Source organism: Paenibacillus glufosinatiresistens (genome assembly GCF_031470375.1).
GTDB lineage: Bacteria > Bacillota > Bacilli > Paenibacillales > Paenibacillaceae > Paenibacillus_AQ > Paenibacillus_AQ glufosinatiresistens.
In genome coordinates this window covers 1-19,545 of sequence record NZ_JAVFHT010000032.1, presented here as the reverse complement: position 1 = coordinate 19,545, position 19,545 = coordinate 1, and the positions used below count along the sequence as shown (strand labels likewise).

Here is a 19,545-nt window from a genome sequence, read left to right as displayed (position 1 = left end):
CTCAAAACGGAAGGACTCTATCCTTATGATATCCGAAAAATGGCTGAGGCACAAAGAAGAATCGAGAAATACATACGATTTTACAACCGAAGACGACCACAGCGTAAATTAAACAAACTGACGCCAGTAGAGTACCGGCGCCAGCTTGGAGCCTAGGTGTTTTTTTCAATGTCCACTAAATGGGGTCTTGACCAATCTTACGACAGGTTCCATTCTCTTGAAGGTGTTTTGATTTGTCTCACATTATGGGGGCAATTCCTTTTAGACGGTGAGTTCTTTGTTTACATCTGAAGACACTTAATAGAAGCGGTATCAAATCATATTTAATGCTTTCCAAAGACCTCTGTGGATAATAAATCTATCTTCTAGCATAATTTTCTCATGTGATTCTCTATACTTATAGACTGGAATTGCATGTTCTCCTCTCCTTCTTAACTGACCTATATAACCACCATCAAACAACATTTCAAGTATCATTTTTGAATCTTCTTTTTTGAATTGAGGATCTTCGTTGAACTCAGAAAGCCACTGACCATGTGTGAAAGTCCTATTTCTTCCTAATCTGGATAATAGCCCAGGAATTGCATTTATAGAAGAATCAGAAATGAAACCTGCCAACTCGTTTTTCATTTCTTCTAGGAAATAGTTTTCTGAGTATTTAGAAAGTACATTGAGGAATTCATTTTGACTTAAGCAAGTATTCTCAGGATAATTTATTTGGCACTCTATCAAGAATTGTAGGACATCTCGAGGTTTATTTAATGTATGTTCTATTACAAAGCTTAATGAGTCTCGTTCCGTTCTCGCAAATTCGACTTTCTCAGGAAACAAATTATGCCATAGCTCGTCAATCGTACATTCCATTTTCTCCTCAGCTGTAAGAAACCTTAGTTTAATTAATTCATATAGATCGGACTCAAAAGGATTATCGAAGTTAAAATTCCAATCAATTGAAATTTGTGAATCACGTTTTACTTTGTTTAAATCTGGATCATTAAAGGTAGTATATATATCAGTTCTTGCAAGAACAATAATTTTAATCGGTAGCTTGAAATCTATTAATTCATTATTTAATGTGGCAGCTGCGCGAATTAAGCCAGCAACTATATCAAGCTGCCTAGATTTTCCTCTAAGAGAATCGTCAAGACCGTCAATAATAATAAACACCTTATTATTACCCAAATATATTTCTTCCAGTATCTCTAATAGTGTTTCTGTAATTTCAGCGGGATTTGAAAGTATAGTTTCTTGTTCTTTTGCAACTTCGCCACTTAAGAAATCTGATAAATATGGAATTGATATATTAAATCCATTTTTGGATACTTTTCTTATTACTTTAGATAATTTCTCATTCGGCAAAATTCCGTTATCTTTCAGAGATTTCAAAATTTTTTGAAACCGCTCATGTTCAAGCGCTAGGTTATTCTTATCTATTACAGAAAATATTTTAAGTAGAAGTATCATTTTCCAACTTATGGAATAACGAGCAGCACCGCTTTGGTTGCTACTACTTAATCTCGAAAAAGTATTGAATTCAAAATCTGATAAATCGACTTTCTCGCTTACAATCTCTTGATCTTGACTAGAAAGTCTTTGAATTTTAGCGCCATACGCAGATTTCCCAACACCTTTTCTACCTAAAACGATAAATTTATACCCCTTTATTAATTCTTCAACAACCTTTTTTCGATCGTAAAAAGCGACATCAAATAAATAAGGAGATCTTCTTAATTCTGTATCGGCATCAGCGTAACCAAAATTAAAATCTGAAAAAGTCACAGCCATTCTATTTCCCCCAAATATCATTTATGAAATTATCTCCAAGAAATTATAGCATATTATATCAAATCTTGTCTTTGATTCATCTGGGTTAATTTCCATAATTTATATTAAATTACAGTTATCAATGGATATCAAACCAATTCAACAGCCAACACGAGTTCGACTATTGAATTACCGCTGCGACAAACAAAAATACACCTGGGGATTCGGGGGACTCAAGCTTAAGTCCTCGAAATGGGCCATTCTTGAGCAGGATGGAAACCTGATGGAACTTGTTAATCACTTTTGGAAAGAGTGGTGCCTGTCGGGTTACCGCCGCGTAGACGAGAGTGTCCCAGATATAGAGGCCTACCCAGAACATGATATGGCAAACCCAACTTCAAGTTCGAGCTTTGGTTTCGGTAATTAAAGAATAAAGCACAAATCTCGCTTTGCTAAACTAACAGCAAGGATAGTTGAACAATGCGAATAAGAGAAAGGGCCATTCAGCGGATGGCCATAAATCTTGCCGTTAAAGACACCGTACCACAAATGACGCAAATTTAACGATTGAAATATCCCTCTCCACAACTTCAATTTTCCGCCTACTCCACAATTTACAAATTCGGGGCGTTTCCCACCTTTTGGGGATTTCATCTCTAAAACCTTGTTTACTTTTATTACACTAATGTTATAATACACCTATGAAATATAATTTATGAGGTGTTCCTCCATGCACCAACTTTCAAATGTTGAATTTATGCTGCTGCAAATTATCGCAGAATGCAATCAAGCGTCAGGGTACGACATTAACAAGATAATTGATCAACGCGGCTATCGGGAATGGGTGGATATCGGCACGACCTCGATTTACGCGGGACTGAAGAAATTGAACAAGAAAGGTTTGATCGAGTCCGAAGCAGCAGGCGAGAAGTCAGGCAAGGGACCTATGCCGATCCGATATGTCGTAACGGAAGTTGGCAGGACAACCCTGAGGAATGAAATCATCGTCTGCCTATCATCTTCGCGAGAGCGTGATAAACGATTCGATCTCGGTCTTGCCGCATTATCCTTTATCGATAAGAATGAAGCAGTTGAAGCTATGCGGAAGCGGCTGGATTTTCTTGGGGAGGCTTCGGAAAATATAAGGCAGAAGTATGAAGCGCAAGGGAACATTCGATTGCCGCTGCATGTAAGGATGCTTTTCCTCCATCCAATGAGTCTTATCGAGAGTGAACAAGTATTCGTTTCGAACCTAATCAATGAATTGTTGGAGGAGACGAAAGATCATGCCTACTATCATTGAAGGGTTCCGCCCTTTTCAAGGGGAGCACTGCGAGACGACAACAATGGGCAATTTACTTCACTTTGCGGGAGTTCAACTATCGGAGCCAATGTTATTCGGTCTGGGCCAAGGGTTGGGATTCATTTATTGGGATTCCAAGCGGATGGACTTCCCTTTTATTGGGGGAAGGGTGAAGCCGGATGAATTAACGGACTGCCTGGCATCCCGACTCAACTTATCCATCAAGGCGCAAGAAACCTCGTCTGTTGAAAAAGCGTGGCAGAACGTACGAAGGTTCATCGAAGGCGGAATTCCGGTAGGGCTGAAGCTAGACTCCTACTATTTGGATTATTTCACGAACAAAGTGCACTTTGCCGCCCATTATGCGGTCATATATGGCATGGATGAAGAATACGCCTACATGGCGGATACTAGACAACAGGGGGGACTTGTGAAGACAAGTATGGCCCATTTGGCTATGGCCAGAAACGCAAAGGGGCCCATGAGCTCCAGGAATCGTTCCTTTACAATCGATCCGATAGGCACCCTTCCGCCGCTTATCCCTGCTATCCGATCATCCTTAACCAAGAATGCACAGGATTATTTGAATCCGCCTATTCGCAATATGGGGAATAAAGGCATTGTGAAAATGAGCCGTGAAATCCTGAAGTGGCCTTCTCGCAGCAACAATTTTGAGCATGATCTATGCTTAACTGCATTATTAATGGAAAGAGCGGGGACCGGCGGCGCTCTGTTTCGAAATTTATATCGAGATTTTCTAAAAGAATGTGTGGATCTGTTCGGAGACCCACAAGTAGAACAGGCATACTTGGCGTTTACAGAGATCGCTCCTATGTGGGTTACCGTATCTTCTTTGATCGACCTGGTAGGAAGGACGGGAGACCATCAGGAGTTAATCCGGATTTCCAAGCTTTTACTCGAGATTGCCGATAAAGAACGTATAGCGATGGAGTATTTGGTACATCTGCGTAATGACCCTCTGGCCACAAGTTCATAGGATGGAGACTGCCGCGAACATGGTGGCTGCTCCAAGTGAAGTAATCCGTAAGGGAGCCGTCCCAGTCATCGACTTAAGGACGGCTCCCTTTGACTTATCAATCTACCTGGCCCCTATTGCTTGTTGCGAAGTTTCGCGACTTCGGGTTCAATTTCGGATACAAGCTTTTCGAGTATTCGATTAAACTGTTGTTTTTCCTCTATGGTTAGAACATTTGAGAATGCAGGCTGAAAATCTCCGTTTTGATTTAATACCACTTTGCCGGCTTTAGTTAGCGTAATCATCATCACGCGTTGATCCTCTTCCGATTTATATCGCTCGATAAGCCCCTTTTTTTCCAGCTTTTTAATCATTTCAGAAGCAGATTGCGGGCGCATCTCTAATTGACTGACTAATTCTTTTTGAGAAAGATGTGGTGTTTGACGAAGAATGCCTAATATTTTTCCTTGCCCTCGATTTTGGATCGTATACACGTTGCCTTTAATCATGCTTTCTTTTAAGAACATGGTGAGTAAATCATAATATTTCATGAAATTCGTAGTGATATCGATATTCAGCTGTTTTTCATCCATACCCATTTCCCCTTATGAGTTCTCCGTCCCCCTCTATTTTATCAGGTCACCGAAGTAATTCAAATTAGGGTGTTGACAATTTAATAAGGGTACCTTATTTTATTAGTAAGGTATCCTTATTAAATAGGCAAAGGAGAACACAGAATGACAGAGCTGGCCGTTTCCACTCAAGGGCTCGTTAAAGAATTTCCTAACAAGCGAGCAGTCGATGGTATTTCTTTGGATATTAAGAAAGGAGAGATCTTCGGTATTCTGGGTCCGAATGGTGCAGGAAAGACAACGTTCTTACGAATGCTTGCCACGATTACGAAAGTGTCAAAAGGCAGAGCCATGATTTTTGGCAAAGACGTCACCAAAGATGCTCGAAAGGTTCGAAGCTTGATTGGCTTGACCGGCCAATATGCAACCGTTGATGAGGAATTGACCGCGATGGAGAACTTGAAGCTCTTCGGGCAATTGAACGGTCTATCAGCGAGTCAATCCAAAGCGAGGGCGCTTGAACTTCTCAACCAGTTTTCCTTAACCGAGGCAAAGGATCGGCCGATTCGTGAATTTTCGGGCGGGATGCGTAGACGGCTGGATTTATCGGTGAGTCTAATCGTGAAGCCACCCCTCATTTTTCTGGATGAACCGACAACGGGCTTAGACCCACGCACACGAGGAGAGATGTGGGAGGTGATTCGCAACTTGGCAAGCGACGGGGCAACGATCTTGCTGACAACTCAGTATTTGGAGGAAGCGGATCAACTCGCAGATCGACTGGCGATCATTAATCATGGAAGAATCATTTCTCAGGGAACGCCGAATGAATTGAAGTCCTTGTTAAGCGATACCCATTTTGAAATTACTCTGGAGCATAGGAGCGATGCCGAAAGAGCCAGAGGACTGATCAAGGCGAAAATCGCCCAGGAGGCCATGATTTCACCCGAAGGAACCAAGTTGACCGTTAAGCTGGCAGACACGAAAGTGATGACGGGATTACTCTTAGATCTAACTCAGCAAGATATAGAAATCAAAGAGTTCTCGGTTAGAAAACCGACGCTTGATGAGGTGTTTCTGGAACTGACTAAATAAGTGGGAGGGATAGACATGGAATCCATGATAAGTAAGCAAAACAACTTAAAGAGCGCTCTGTATGATATTGTTGTAATGGCAAAAAGAAACATTCTGAAAATCAAACATAATCCCGATAAATTGATCGACGTAACCGTCATCCCTATTTTCTTCATGATCGTCTTTTCTTATCTGTTCGGAGGTGCGATTGCTGGAGGTGTACAAGGATACTTGCCCATCATCGTGCCGGGGATTCTCATTCAAACCCTGGTCATGTCGTCAGCGGCAACGGGCACGCAATTGCGGGAAGACTTGGATACTGGCGTTTTTGATCGGTTTAAATCATTACCCATTGTCCGGATTGCTCCACTGGCTGGTTTAGTGGTATCGGATATTTTGCGGTATGCCGCGGCGGCTTTTTTCTCGATCGGTACGGGCTTCATTCTTGGGTGGCGTCCGGAAGCCGGGTGGGGGTGGTTGGTCGTCGCTTTGCTCTTGGCCATATTCGGCGCCTGCGCAATCAGTTGGGTGTTTGCCTTGATTGGTCTGCTGTCCAAGTCTGCATCAACGATCTCCAGTATTTCGACCATGGTCACCATGATGATGTCTTTTCTATCCAACGCCTTCGTGCCTATTGATACGTTGCCCCATTTTCTGCAGAGCGTAGCTGAACATAATCCGATTACTTATTTGGTCACGGCTTTCAAAGATTTAGCCAATCAGGGAGAGTTCACTTCAAGCGCATCCATGACCCTCTTGATCGGCATCCTCCTTATTATGATTATTGCTCCACTTACAGTTAAAATCTATAATAGAAAAATTTAGTTCCGGCAAAAAGGGACAGAGGCGACCGCCCTGTCCTTTCTTCATAGCCCGCCTCATATCCTCCATGCGCTGGGTCACAGCCTCATGCTGCTCCATCGGGATAGACTCAAGGATAGCGATTTATTAATTATGGGTCATAAGGAGTAAAACATGACTGAATTACTAGCCCCGGCGGGAAATATGGAAGCCTTAAAAGCTGCAATTTCGAATGGTTGTGATGCCGTATACTTAGGGATGCAAAAATTTGGTGCACGTGCATACTCATCTAATTTTGATTGGGAATCGTTAAAAGAGGCTGTTGCGTATGCGCACCTGAGGGACGTTAAAATCTATGTGGCAATGAATACCATCGTCTTTGAGAACGAAGTTGAAGAGATGAAAGAGCAGATACGTGAACTGAATGAAATCGGCGTGGATGCCATTATCGTTCAGGATCTGGCCGCATTCGATTATATCGTTAAAAACTTTGTTGATATGGAAGCCCACTGTTCAACTCAAATGGGAATAGACGATATAGACGGAACTTTATTATTTCAAGGGCTTGGTGCGAAAAGAGTGGTTCTGTCCCGCGAAGTTGAAATGAAAAAGGTAAAAGAGATCAAAAAAAGGGCTGAAATCCCTTTAGAAATTTTCGTTCACGGTGCATTATGTGTATCTTATTCGGGGAACTGTCTCATGTCGGGATTAACCGGCTATCGATGCGCTAACCGCGGAAGATGCGTGGGTTCATGCCGTAAGGCGTACGAACTCATGGATAAGACAACCGATACCTCTCTAGGAGAAAGCTATATTCTATCTACGAAGGACTTGAACACCATCGATTATATCGAGGATTTGAGAGAAATCGATTCTTTAAAAATAGAAGGCCGAATGAAGGTACCTACCTATGTTGCTAATGTGGTATCCAAATACCGCCTGGCCTTAGATCATAAAATCACCGAAGAAGATAAGGAGAATTTGAAAAAAACATTCAATCGAACCTTTACGAAAGGGTATTTATTTCGCGAAGATAAGAGAGATATAACAAACATCGCAAGGCCGAATAACTTTGGTTATGCAATTGGAACCATCAGCAAGGTGGTTAAAGATACGTATGAACTTACACTTACCCGTACTTTAAACCAAAACGATACCATTCGGATAAGTCACAACCGGGAGGATGTTAATTTAACTGTTGTAAAACTGTACGATAAAGACGGCGAATTGATCAACAAAGCAGATCATGTCTGCTATATCAAAGTGAAAGAAAAGCTGTCTGTGGGTGATCAAGTCTATAAAACAAAGGATTATTTCTATAACAAAGAATTGGAAGCATCGCTGGAAAAAGAATTTAAGCGGTTTAGCCTGGATATTAGCGTATATGCCAGTCCGGATTCAAAGCTTCGCATCGATGCGGAGGGCTTGGGCCATCATTATTCATATGAAAGCGAGGAAATTCTAAGCGAAGCCATTAATAATCCCACAACCAAAGACCAGGTAATCAAACAATTTACCAGATTAAATGATACGATATTCGAACTTAATCATGTGGATTTTGAGGAATGCAATGCATTTATTCCAGCGAAACTGTTAAATGCAGCAAGAAGAGATATTGTCCTGGGCTTATATGACTTAAAGCTTAACAGCCAAAAGAAAAGAACCAAGACTCTGAAGCCAGACGAACAAATAAGCTTTGCCCCTGTAAAACCCTACCTTACAGCCTCGGTAACGACGAAGGAACAGTATGACGCTTGCGTGAGCGGTGGAATTAAGGAGATCTATTTTGATAACGTGGTTAGAAGAAATCAGAACCGGTATAAGGACAAAGATGGGCAGCTGCTGATTGGCGGATACGGGGGAATTTATCACTATAAAGGAACAAATCCGTTCGTTACGGATTATTCTCTCAATGTTGTTAATGCGGCTACTTGCTATGAATTATATAAATTAGGTGCCCAACGAGTCACTTTATCTTATGAGTTGAATAAGAGCCAAATTGAAGATTTAATGAATGCCTATTATGAAGCAAATGGAGGCTATCCGGCACTGGAAATGATTGTGTATGGACGGACTCCTCTAATGTTCACCAAATACTGCCCGATGAAAAAAATGAATCAATGCAGCATTTGCAAGACGAGGATCTATGAGTTAAAAAATGAGCATGGAACGTTCCCTATCCTTTCCCATGAGGATTGTACGACGACTCTCCTTAATGGGAAGACGCTTAACCTATTAGATGAGCTGCACACCATCAAGGGAATGGAGGCGTTCCGATTAAACTTCACCGTTGAATCAAAAGAGCAGGTTATGAATGTCATTAAGATGGCGTCAGGCAAATTAAACGGCTCGATGAATCATGCTGTCTTTGATCAGGAGACGGACACAAGAGGACATTTTAATAAAGAGATTGTGTAGATGAAAGTGGTTATACACAAGCCCCTTCGTTTATCTGCGGAAGGGGCTCCAGGATTTTTGAGGACTATCTCTGTAAAGAACGCTCTTGGGGAGTGCTGCTGCGGGCGAACAAGTACTCCGCCAGCAGAACGGCGTGCAATACAATTTCAACCAGCATCATACCGGCAAGGCCGTCGAGAATCGAATGCTGTTTGATGAACAGCGTAGACAGTATAATCATCCCGGACATCCCCCCGATTAGGAGCATGTTCCATCTGTTCCGGAAGCCGCTGCGGGCGGTCAGGCGGAACACCATGTAGCTGGAGAACACATGGATACTGGGGAAACAATTGAACGGCTGGTCCCGGTGGTACACAAAGCGCACGATCAGTGTAAAGACGTCATGCCCCACCAACTCGGGACGAGGCACCGTTGTTTGGACGACAGAGTAAATGCCGTAACAAATGCAGGCGCATACGGTATAAATCAACAAAGCACGGTAATACACACGCAAATCCTTCTTGAAGAAATAGTAAAGACATAGATAAATATAAAAGATCCAAACGGAATAAGGCAGTGCAAAATATTTGACGAAAGGGATGGCGTTATCCCATGAGGTCATCAGATGATAGACTTTGCCTCTCGGCTTGTTGACCCAGGCATACATCTTCCCGAGCACCGGGAAAACCAGCATCAACAGCAGCGGTGTATATTTCCAGTTGCGCAGCGGCACTTCTCAACCTTCTTCCAATAAATGATAAATCCATCCCCCATTATAGTTGATTTAAGCGGGAATAAACATAATCATTTTGTCTCTGCCCGTCGGAAGGCTCAATGGTTGACAGATTTATGTAATAAGAATAAATAGCCGGCTAAGTATATGAGGGATTGGAGGCTTCCATGGGACATTTTGAAGAAGATATCGGATATGCACTAATTCATCTAGTTAAGAAACATCGTATTTTGGCGGAGGAGGCACTTAGCAGCATAGGTTTGCATATCGCCCAAGACCTGATCCTATTCCTTCTCCGAGAAGAAGACGGCTTGTCTCAGTCGCAGCTGGCCTCACGTCTGAAGCTCGAATTGCCCACCGTGACGAAATCGATTCAACGCATGGAACAGGGTGGCATTGTCGTTCGTTCTCGGGATGAGCAGGATTCCCGCATTTCACGCGTCTACTTGACGGAAGAGGGCCAAAAATTGTACGAACCGGCCAATAGGCAGTGGAACAGCCTAGAACAACGGATGCTTGCCGACTTCTCAATCGAGGAACGGGAAACCTTTCATCGTCTAATTCGCAAGGCTAGTAGCAATCTGGAGCAGGCTTCGGGAGCGAGGTCAGACAAATTATAAAGAATGGAGTGAGGAAAATGAACAGATCGAAATGGACGATAGATTTGGCTCATAGCATGATTGAGTTCTCGGTGAGGCATATGATGGTTTCTAGAGTAAAGGGGCGCTTCGAGCGCTTCGAAGCAGATATTGAAGCTAATCCCGAAGATATGACGACAGCGGATATTAACGTGACGATCGACGCTGCAAGCTTCACGACCGACCATCCTAAGCGGGATGAGGACGTCAGGGGAGCGCTATTCCTAGCAACGGATCAATATCCGCTGATTCAGTTCGCAAGTACGGAAATCGTCCGAAGCAAACAGGGTGAATACATCCTGAATGGGGAGCTTACGCTGCGAGGTATCACCCGGCAAGTCTCGCTTCAAGTAGAATATGGCGGCTTAGTCAAGGACCATCGGGGCTATGAACGTGCCGGCTTCGCAGCAGAGACGGTGATTAATCGCAAGGATTACGGGCTGACCTATAATATTGCACTCGAAGCTGGGGGCATCGTCGTCGGTGAAGAAGTCAAGATCAGCATTGCGCTTGAACTTATCAAGAAGGATTAATGCTGTCCGAGTAGGGCTGGAGTCATTCATCTGGGCTTCAGACCGATTTCTCGGATTTTGCAGGTGCAGTTGCAGCCGATCTCCGCGCTGTTGAGACATTAGGTGCAGCGCTGGAGGGCACCGGCAAGCCGTTCGTATTCACTTCAGGAACATTTCTACAAATCATTTGTACTCCCCACCAAACAGTGTTAATCTGAAAATCGGCAACCTTAAGCAGACAGACCGAACCCCCCCACAATATCCGCCGTTACGGCGATTCAGAAAGGTACACCATGATTAAAGTAGACAACCTATCCTTCTCGTTTCCGCAAAAGGAACTTTACCAAAATATTTCCTTCACGCTCGAAGAAGGCCAACACTGCGCCTTTATCGGCACGAGCGGCAGCGGGAAAAGTACTCTGCTCGAAATGCTGATGGACCCGGAGAGACATTTGTTCGAGGGCAAGCTGGAGGTCGACCCCGATTGCAGAATCGGGTACGTCAGTCAGTTCTCCCAGGTGGACAGAACGAAGGAAATGACCGTTTTTGAATATATCGGGGAAGACTTTATCAAGATTCAGGATGAACTCACCGCGATTTATGCGGAGATGGCAACCACGCCGGATATGGATGCGCTGATGGACAAGTATCAATCGGCGTTGGACGCACTCGATGCGATAGGCGGGGATGATTTCGAGAGCACGATTCATAAGCAGCTGAATCTCGCCAATCTGATGAAGCTGAAAGACGCGCAAGTTTCTTCCTTGAGCGGCGGAGAATTCAAGCTGATTGAAGTCATGAAAGAGATGCTCGGCAGCCCCGACCTGATAATCATGGACGAACCGGACGTGTTTCTGGATTTTGACAATCTCAATGCGCTCAAGAAATTGATCAATTCCCATAAAGGCATGCTGCTGGTCGTGACGCACAACCGCTATCTGTTGAATCACTGCTTCAATAAAATCATCCACCTTGAAAACATGGAGATCCAGGAGTACGACGGGCGGTATATCGATTATAACTTCTCGCTGCTTCAGACCAAGATCGAGCTGCAAGAAATCGCAGTCGCCGAAGCCGAAGAAATTGAGCGATACGATCACATTATCGATAATCTTAGAGAGATCGCAACGAATGTTGCCGACGCGTCCAGAGGCCGTGCGTTGAAAGCCAGAGTGAAGTTCCAGGAAAGATTGGAAGCGCGCCGGATCAAAGCGCCGTTTGTGGAGATCAAGCAGCCGAATATTCGTTTTGAGCTGGATCATGAAGTAGAAGACGCTGCTATTGTAAAGGTTGCCGATTACAGTGCAGCCTTCGACGAGTTGCTTCTGCATAACGTTAATTTCGAGATTCAAGCTACAGATAAAGTCGCGATCATCGGCCCGAACGGCACCGGGAAAACGACTTTGCTCCGCGAAATCTTCAAAAACCACCATGACTTCATCGAAATCCGGGCAGATGTGAAAGTGGCCTATTTATCGCAGCTTCAGGACGAAACGCTGCAAGACTCGAACACGATCCTTGATGAATTCATCGACGCGGGGTTCAGCTCGTATGACGAGATTAGAGCGCATCTTGTGAATTACGGCTTTGAAGGTGAAATCCTGGATCAGAAGATCCAATCTTTATCCGGTGGAGAAAAGAACATGCTTCAACTGGCTAAAGTCGCGGGTAAACAAGCCGGCCTGCTGCTGCTGGACGAACCGACCAGCCATTTGGACCTCTATGCGCAGATTGCGCTGGAGAAAGCCATCGAAGACTATAAAGGCGCGATTCTGATGATTTCGCACGATTTCTATTCCGTCGTAAACGGCATGGACTATGTGCTGATCATTGAGAACAAGACGATCCGGAAAATGAGTATGCGCAAATTCAGACAGATGATTTACGCCCGTCATTTTGATAAAGACTATTTGGAGAACGAACAAAAGAAAAAGGCCGTTGAATTGCAGATCGGATTAGCCCTGAACAATACGGATTTTGAAAAGGCAAAAGTCTTGGTCGACGAGCTGGAAGAGATCATTAAGCAGCTTTAGACGGCAGCGCTCGCGGTGACGGTAGAGGGAAGGCCAAAGAAGGTGCAAACAAGACACGGATGAATCCTATCGCAGTGTCGCCGTTAGAATGTTACGCTAAACCGTATCACAGTAGGATAAAATCCACGGCTATAACAAGGAACCTCTCCGAAAAGTCGGAGAGGCTTCTTGACGTCCGCTCCCATCCAATTGCAGCAGCTTACTGCACCGACCTGCTTTAATTTCCCTGTTCGGTGTGGGATACTTAAATTAAAGCGTCTAAATTCGGAACAGTTCCGGAACTATAAAGTATCGGAAAATGGGGTTGGATTTTATGAATAAAATGAATCATGAGGAGTCAGCCGGGTCCAAATCCGCGGAAAAACCAGCGAAGTCAGCGGGGCGTAAACGCGATCACACACGGGACGCCCAAATTCTGGAGGCGGCCATCGAGATCCTCGCCGAAGCCGGTTTTGATGGAATGACCATGGACATGGTTGCAGCCAGAGCGAAGGCCGGGAAGGCGACCATGTATCGCCGCTGGTCCTCCAAGACAGAGCTGGTCCGGGATGCCTTGACCTGGATGAATCGAAATCATCTGGAGCTTGATCTCCTGCCCGATACGGGAACCTTACGCGGTGATCTGCTCGCGCTCTTGAAGCCGCAGTCGATTGAAGAGGGGGAACGCAAACTTCGGGTACTGGCGGGTCTGGGCTCCTTGTTCACGCAGAATTCAGAATCCATCAACGGAGAAATCTTTGAACCGTGGGCCGCAGTGAACCTTGAGTTATGCGCCGGGCCGCCGGCCGCGGTGAAATCTCGCCCCAAGCCGACATGGAGATGGCTTGCCAGGTTATTACTTCAATGACTTCTTACCGCGGACTTGTACAACGCCAAACCTTCGACAAGCCGTTCTACACTTCGCTAATCGACGGCATCTTGCTCCCGGCCCTCAGGAATCCGTTAATTGCTCCATACGAAATGGAATAAGGAAGACTGCCCTAAGTTTACTGCCTGAATTTCTTATACTTATTTAACGAAGGAGAAGCGGCCTTGAGCAAAAAAAAGCATGTTGGCATATCCTCCATTACATGGATTGCGATTATAATCGTTCTATCCTTCAGTATGAAAAACGTTTTTTGGGGCAGCTCCTCTAACCAATCCGAAGTACAGGCTGCCTCAACAACGAATAAGAGAATCGAACAAAAGAAGAGCGTAACCGCGAAGGAGGCACTGCGCCTTGGGTACGCAGAGGCGAAGAAGCAGATGAAGGAAGAGCCATTGCTAATTAGCCTAACAAGTACGGATGACACTTCTGTTCCACAGGAACGAACGGATGGTTCGGATGGAACAAGGGATGCCTGGAATCTCGAATTTGGCAGCAAGAAAGGGAACGTGTTTATCTATATTAAGATCGATCAGGGAATGGCCATTACCAAGAAAGTAAATAAAAACGACAAGAATTTACTTGTTAAAGGACAGTATGCGGTGTCCTCTATTCAAATCGATTCTTCCGATGCGGTTAAACAAGCGATTAAGATACTGGGGATGAAACCAGGAGATCCTGCTATAGCCGATGACTGGATCAAGGGGTATCATTTTACGATCAATGGGTATAGTACCGACCCCAGCTCCTCCAAAACACGTCTGCTGCTCAGAGTGATGGGCATCTCGCCGAATTCTCCCAATCGTGAGCATAGCAGTTTGAGAATGAGCGCTTTCTTTGATGTTCAGACAGGCAAGTTGATAAGCGCCACCGAGATGACAGGTTATGACAAGAGTGGGAATAGTCTGTGGAGGAATGTGAAGCTTAAATATTGATCTCCACACACGACAATACGGTGCATGGGAAGTCGGATAAGGGCTGGCGGACCCTGCTATTCTGGGGATGGAAAGGAGGTTATTCGAATGGATTGGCTGGCAAGATTAAACCAGGCAATGACCTATATTGAAGACAATCTTGAAGAGGAGATTGACCTGAAGTTGGCTGCCAGACTGGCACATTGTTCGGAGTATCACTTCTCCAGAATGTTCTCGTTCCTCGCGGGCATCCCTTTGTCGGAATATATCCGCCGAAGACGCTTAACGCTTGCCGCATTTGAGCTTCAGACAAGTCATTTGAGAGTGCTGGATGTGGCAGTGAAGTACGGCTACCACTCGGCAGATGCTTTTTTTAGAGCCTTTCAGAATCTGCACGGGATCTTGCCATCTTCGGTAAAGTCGCAGGTTGCATCGTTAAAAGCCTATCCGCGAATGACCTTCCAATTAACCATTCAGGGAGGAAGCGCCATGAATTACCGTATTGTCGAGAAAGAACCGTTTCGTATCGTAGGCACTATGAAGAGAGTTCCCATTCAATTCAACGGAGTTAATCCTGAAATTTCAGCCATGTGGAACCACCTAACCAAGGATGACATCGATCAGATCAAGAAACTTTCTAATATTGAACCGTTCGGGATTATTCAAGCATCAACGAACTTCTCCGAAGAGCGGATGGAGGAGAATGGGGAGCTGGATCATTATATTGGTGTAGCGACCACCTTGGAGGGTTCGGAGCAGCTGGCGAAATTAGAGGTTCCTTCAAGGACTTGGGCCGTTTTTGAGGCGACAGGTCCATTTCCGGACACCTTGCAGAACGTATGGGGGCGCATCTATTCCGAATGGTTCCCCTCTGCAAATTACGAACTGGCCGCGGGGCCGGAAATGCTCTGGAATGAAAGCAAAGACTTCTCATCCACGACCTTTAAAAGTGAGATATGGATACCGGTTGCGAAGAAATAAAGGATGGATTACGGCCAGCCCGAGAGGGTTGGCCGTAATTTTTTGGCTACAGACAGCGTGATGGCAGTATCAGAGTAAGGCTGAGCGGCTGTAAGGAGCCAATGCGCAAAGGCGAACAGGGATTTAAAGGGACTAAAGTATTTATTTAACATAAATAAACTAAAAGTGGTATATTCACAGCGTTTTTCATGCTATTCTCTTTTTGCATTCAAACGTTTGCGCAAAAAAGAATAGAATGGGAGAGTGGAGAATGAAAGGTTATCGGGTGATTGTTACTTCTGCCTTATTTTTCGTTGTCATGCTCTGTGCAGGAAGTATCATGTATGCGGCGCCGGCCAGAACCGATCTGCAAGTGTTCAAGCAGCCTAGCGGGGAGACGTTCACGGCTAGGCTGCAGGGGGATGAGCGATTGAATTGGGCGGTTACGCCTGAGGATGAGATCATCGTTCGGGATAAGAAGGGATATTGGAATTATGCGGAGCTGGGTTCTACAACGCTGAAGCCGAGCGCGGCCAGAGTCCAGATTGACAGTAAGCCCAAAGCGGTTAAGCATAAGCGGGACCTGGATAAATGGCTCGAGGAGAACGCAGCGGTACTGGACACTGCCGAGGAAGCCCTGCGGCTGAGTCCCCCTCAGGCAAGCGAAGGCGCACCCGCTCTCCGGGAAGGCACAGTTTCTTCGGAAGCGGCGGCGGCGGGCGGGCCCGGGCTGTTCTTCGGAATGGACGGCAATGCTACGACCGGGACGCAGCCGATTCTTGTCCTGCTGGTTGAATTCAATGATATTGCTCTGAAATATTCCGATTCGCAGTGGAACCAGACGTTCTTCGGCACGGCCAATCGAAGCATCAAGGATTACTATCGCGAGGTGTCCCAAGGCCGCCTGAACTTCGTTCCGGCAACTGAGAATGCAGGGACGGCCAACGACGGAATCATTAAGGTGCATCTCAATCACGCCTACGCTTCGGGAGCCACGACGGTTGTCGAAGCGCTGAATGCGGCTAATCCGTACATCAATATGGCAAGCTACGATACCGATGGAGACGGCTATATTCAGAACGATGAACTTAAAGTCGTTACGATTCTCGCCGGATTCGAACAGTCTTACGGTTCGTCTGCGACTCAGTCGGTATGGGCGCATTTTACGAGCCTGGGGGATTCGGATGCTCCGGTTCTAGACGGCAAGAAGCTGTGCGTCGGTTCCATGGGCGCAGGATATACCCAGCAAGGTGAACGGCATGACGACCATCAGGCAACCATCGGGGTATTCTCCCACGAATTAGGCCATATGCTGGGTCTGCCGGATCTCTATGATACCGATGGCAGCTCAAGCGGCATCGGCAACAATAGCTTGATGTCTTACGGCAGCTGGGGGAGTCTGCCGGGCGAATATCTGGGAGCGACTCCGGTCCATATGGATGCTTGGTGCAAGCAGATGCTCGGATTCGCCGACGTGGTTACCGCACGGTCGGATACGAGCGTATCCTATACGCTAAATTCAACGGGAACAGGCGCCTATAATATCGTCAAGGTCCCGACCCTGGACCCCAACCAGTATTTCCTGCTGGAGAACCGGGAGTACGAGGGCTACGACCGCAGCTTGAATGTTCATGGCGGCGTTGCGATCTGGCATATCGATCAGAGCATGGGGGGCAACTACAACGACGCTCACCGTCTCGTCGATTTAGAGGAAGTAAGCGCGGACAATCCGTATTACTATGCAGGCAACGGGACGAGCTTCACTCCGCTTACGACTCCGAATAGCGACCGCTATTATAATGCGATGTTCAAGTATACGGGAATCAACGTGAACGTTCCGCAAGCCAGCTCCAGCAGTATGACGGTGAGCGTATATGGGGACTACACCGGTCCGTCTGCCATTACAGGACTATGGGCTCCTTATGTGGCGCGGAGCAGTGCCGGATTGAGTTGGGAACCGTCTTCTAGCGGGGATTCGGAGAGCTACTTCATCTACCAAGACGGCCTGCCGCTCGTAGAGATTACCGAAAGAACGTTTAAGACCTGGTTCTCCGATCCCAATGCCTCGTATACCTATAGGGTAAGGGCAGCCGATAAGGCAGGGAACTTGTCGGCTGACAGCAATGTCATCAGCGTCACCCCGGCCAGCACGGATAAAATTATCGTCTATTACCAAACGAATGCGAAGACGTCGTATCTTCACTATACGATCTCGCCGGCCGGCACGACGGAGATATGGAAGGACATTCTTCTGACACCGTCCGAGTTCCCCGGATACAGCAAGGGCGTGATCGATACGGGAACCGATCGCGTGAACGGAAAAGGCGCTTTTAACGACGGCAACGGCAAATGGGACAATAATTCGGGTCAAAATTATACGCTCTATTCCGGAGTGTCTACGATCAGCGCCGGACAAGTTGTCGAGAACTTCCCGGGACCGCTGCCGACCCCGGACATCGAAGCCCCAAGCGTGCCGGCGAACGTGGCGGCGACGTCGGATTCAGCATCTGCCGCAACGGTGACGTGGACTGCGTCTACGGATAACGTAGGGGTGACCGGATACGAGGTATACCGGGACGATCTGAAGATTGGGACGACAGCCGGAACCAGCTATTCCGATTCCGGTCTGACGGGCGGCACGGCTTACAGCTATACCGTTAAAGCATTCGACGCCGCTGGCAATGTCTCGGCTGCGAGCGCAGCGGCATTGGTGAAGACAGCCGAGAGCAACTCCGTTACGATCTACTACAAGAATGCTTCGTTCGGCACCGCGTACATGCATTACAAGCTGGATGGAACCACCGCGTGGACGACGCCGCCAGGTGTGAAGATGAGCGCCTCTGCCTATGCGGGTTATAGCGCCGTGACGGTTCCGCTGGGCAAGGCGGCCGGATTGACGGCGGCCTTTAATAATGGGGGCAGCACGTGGGATAACAATGGGACGGCCAACTATCACTTTGGCAGCGGAACGTGGAGTCTCGTGAACGGCAATCTATACGCGGGCGTTCCGGCAGCGGACAGCGTGACCTTCAAGGTGACTGTGCCGGCAACGACGCCGGGCAGCGGGCCGGTCTACCTCTCGGGTTCGTTCAATAACTGGAACACCGCGGACCCGGCTTACCAGCTGACCAAGGGAAGCGACGGGACGTACAGCATTACGCTGAGTCTGCCGGCGGGTACGGCGGTAACGTACAAGTTCACGCGCGGAGCCTGGACCAGCGTGGAGACGGCGCCGGGCGGAGCCGATATCGCGAACCGCACTTTGACGCCGTCGGGCGGTCCGCAGACGGTGCAGCTTACGGTCGCGAAGTGGAAGGACTTATAAACGTACAGTAGGGACAAGAATGGCTATCCTTTGCGGATAGCCTTTTTATTTGCACGTTACAGACCGCTCTCTTCAAGAATCTCTTGCGTTGTGCGAATCCGGCCTATCCTCGGGAAAATAACGTCCCGAACGTGCTCATGCTCGGCCTGGGTGAACCCGGTCATGGCATCTATCGCGAATATAAGATGATAGCCGTGCTGATATGCCTCTCTGGCCGTTGTATCCACACCGATGCCGGAGGCGATCCCGCATAGAACGAGAGTATCCAGGTTTCGGCGGCGCAGCTGCAGATCAAGGTCGGTTCCATGGAAAGCTCCCCATTGTTTCTTGGAGATGATGTGGTCGGTCTCGCTCACCTCGAGCTCGGGAACCCATTCGTCCCATCCCTCGCTCAGGTTCAATGCGGGCGGGGAGTTATCGAGCTTGGGAGCAGGCATATCTTTGAAGTCTTTGCTGGAGACATGTACAAGAGCCACGAAAGCCCCCTTGCTGCGAAATAGCTTCGCCAGTTTAGCGGAATGGGCAATGACCGTCTCGGCGGAATGAGGCGCGTACCGGTTGCCAATCCATTTTTGCAGGTCAATGATGACCAGGGCCGTCTTGAAGTGCACCCCTTAGAATAGACATTGGAAAACCCCCCTGGTTATTCCGATAAAATCTAAGGGGTGCATTTTTATG

General features: G+C 46.7%; 18 protein-coding genes. 14 read left to right on the top strand and 4 right to left on the bottom strand.

Going from position 1 to position 19,545, the window contains the following annotated elements; translation table 11 throughout:
- Positions 1-156 (top strand): IS3 family transposase (locus RBI05_RS18960; RefSeq protein WP_310550677.1); only part of this gene is annotated, 156 nt, incomplete at its 5' end.
- Positions 157-312: 156 nt separating this feature from the next.
- Here the strand turns inward: RBI05_RS18960 and RBI05_RS18955 are convergent.
- Entirely contained in the window at positions 313-1,785 is a 1,473-nt protein-coding gene (locus RBI05_RS18955; RefSeq protein ID WP_310552186.1) for a P-loop ATPase, Sll1717 family, read from the bottom strand.
- Between the two features lie 709 nt (positions 1,786-2,494).
- On the opposite strand from RBI05_RS18955, the gene RBI05_RS18950 reads away from it, so the two are divergent.
- Together RBI05_RS18950 and RBI05_RS18945 are read left to right on the top strand one after the other, a co-directional pair.
- Positions 2,495-3,067, top strand: a complete 573-nt coding sequence (locus RBI05_RS18950) for a PadR family transcriptional regulator (protein WP_310552185.1) — start codon at positions 2,495-2,497, stop codon at positions 3,065-3,067.
- Entirely contained in the window at positions 3,051-4,064 is a 1,014-nt protein-coding gene (locus RBI05_RS18945) for a BtrH N-terminal domain-containing protein (RefSeq protein ID WP_310552184.1), read from the top strand. The genes RBI05_RS18950 and RBI05_RS18945 overlap by 17 nt, the downstream gene beginning before the upstream one ends.
- A 113-nt stretch (positions 4,065-4,177) precedes the next feature.
- On the opposite strand, the gene RBI05_RS18940 is transcribed toward RBI05_RS18945, so the two are convergent.
- Positions 4,178-4,636, bottom strand: a complete 459-nt coding sequence (locus RBI05_RS18940; protein WP_310552183.1) for a MarR family winged helix-turn-helix transcriptional regulator — start codon at positions 4,634-4,636, stop codon at positions 4,178-4,180.
- Positions 4,637-4,780: 144 nt separating this feature from the next.
- On the opposite strand from RBI05_RS18940, the gene RBI05_RS18935 reads away from it, so the two are divergent.
- From RBI05_RS18935 to RBI05_RS18925, 3 genes are all read left to right on the top strand, one after another.
- On the top strand, positions 4,781-5,710 hold the full coding sequence (locus tag RBI05_RS18935) for an ATP-binding cassette domain-containing protein (protein ID WP_310552182.1): 930 nt from the start codon (positions 4,781-4,783) through the stop codon (positions 5,708-5,710).
- Between the two features lie 15 nt (positions 5,711-5,725).
- A complete protein-coding gene (locus RBI05_RS18930; protein WP_310552181.1) occupies positions 5,726-6,514 on the top strand; it encodes an ABC transporter permease in 789 nt (262 codons plus the stop codon).
- A 150-nt stretch (positions 6,515-6,664) separates the two neighbouring features.
- Positions 6,665-8,908, top strand: a complete 2,244-nt coding sequence (locus RBI05_RS18925) for a U32 family peptidase (RefSeq protein WP_310552180.1) — start codon at positions 6,665-6,667, stop codon at positions 8,906-8,908.
- A gap of 64 nt (positions 8,909-8,972) precedes the next feature.
- Here the strand turns inward: RBI05_RS18925 and RBI05_RS18920 are convergent, their stop codons facing one another.
- Positions 8,973-9,620 carry a phosphatase PAP2 family protein gene (locus RBI05_RS18920; protein ID WP_310552179.1) on the bottom strand — a complete coding sequence of 216 codons (648 nt, stop codon included), beginning with the start codon at positions 9,618-9,620 and terminating at the stop codon, positions 8,973-8,975.
- 167 nt (positions 9,621-9,787) lie between these two features.
- Here RBI05_RS18920 and RBI05_RS18915 point away from each other — a divergent pair, with 167 nt between their 5' ends.
- The 8 genes from RBI05_RS18915 (at position 9,788) to RBI05_RS18880 (ending at position 18,867) form a co-directional block, all read left to right on the top strand.
- Positions 9,788-10,240 (top strand): MarR family winged helix-turn-helix transcriptional regulator, encoded by a 453-nt coding sequence (locus RBI05_RS18915; protein ID WP_310552178.1) that lies wholly within the window; start codon positions 9,788-9,790, stop codon positions 10,238-10,240.
- Positions 10,241-10,257: 17 nt separating this feature from the next.
- Positions 10,258-10,791, top strand: coding sequence for a YceI family protein (locus RBI05_RS18910; protein ID WP_310552177.1), 534 nt, complete (start codon positions 10,258-10,260; stop codon positions 10,789-10,791).
- Positions 10,792-11,063: 272 nt separating this feature from the next.
- Positions 11,064-12,803 carry an ABC-F family ATP-binding cassette domain-containing protein gene (locus tag RBI05_RS18905; RefSeq protein WP_310552176.1) on the top strand — a complete coding sequence of 580 codons (1,740 nt, stop codon included), beginning with the start codon at positions 11,064-11,066 and terminating at the stop codon, positions 12,801-12,803.
- 313 nt (positions 12,804-13,116) lie between these two features.
- Positions 13,117-13,650, top strand: coding sequence for a TetR/AcrR family transcriptional regulator (locus RBI05_RS18900; protein WP_310552175.1), 534 nt, complete (start codon positions 13,117-13,119; stop codon positions 13,648-13,650).
- Positions 13,572-13,772 carry a TetR/AcrR family transcriptional regulator C-terminal ligand-binding domain-containing protein gene (locus tag RBI05_RS18895; protein WP_310552174.1) on the top strand — a complete coding sequence of 67 codons (201 nt, stop codon included), beginning with the start codon at positions 13,572-13,574 and terminating at the stop codon, positions 13,770-13,772. Before RBI05_RS18900 ends, RBI05_RS18895 begins: the two co-directional genes overlap by 79 nt.
- A gap of 63 nt (positions 13,773-13,835) precedes the next feature.
- Entirely contained in the window at positions 13,836-14,603 is a 768-nt protein-coding gene (locus tag RBI05_RS18890) for a hypothetical protein (protein WP_310552173.1), read from the top strand.
- Between the two features lie 87 nt (positions 14,604-14,690).
- Entirely contained in the window at positions 14,691-15,563 is an 873-nt protein-coding gene (locus RBI05_RS18885) for an AraC family transcriptional regulator (protein ID WP_310552172.1), read from the top strand.
- Positions 15,564-15,882: 319 nt separating this feature from the next.
- Complete coding sequence (locus RBI05_RS18880; protein WP_310552171.1) at positions 15,883-18,867, top strand: M6 family metalloprotease domain-containing protein; 2,985 nt, start codon at positions 15,883-15,885, stop codon at positions 18,865-18,867.
- 56 nt (positions 18,868-18,923) lie between these two features.
- Here RBI05_RS18880 and RBI05_RS18875 read toward each other — a convergent pair whose 3' ends face one another.
- Complete coding sequence (locus RBI05_RS18875) at positions 18,924-19,478, bottom strand: isochorismatase family protein (protein ID WP_310552170.1); 555 nt, start codon at positions 19,476-19,478, stop codon at positions 18,924-18,926.
- Positions 19,479-19,545: the final 67 nt, after the last annotated feature.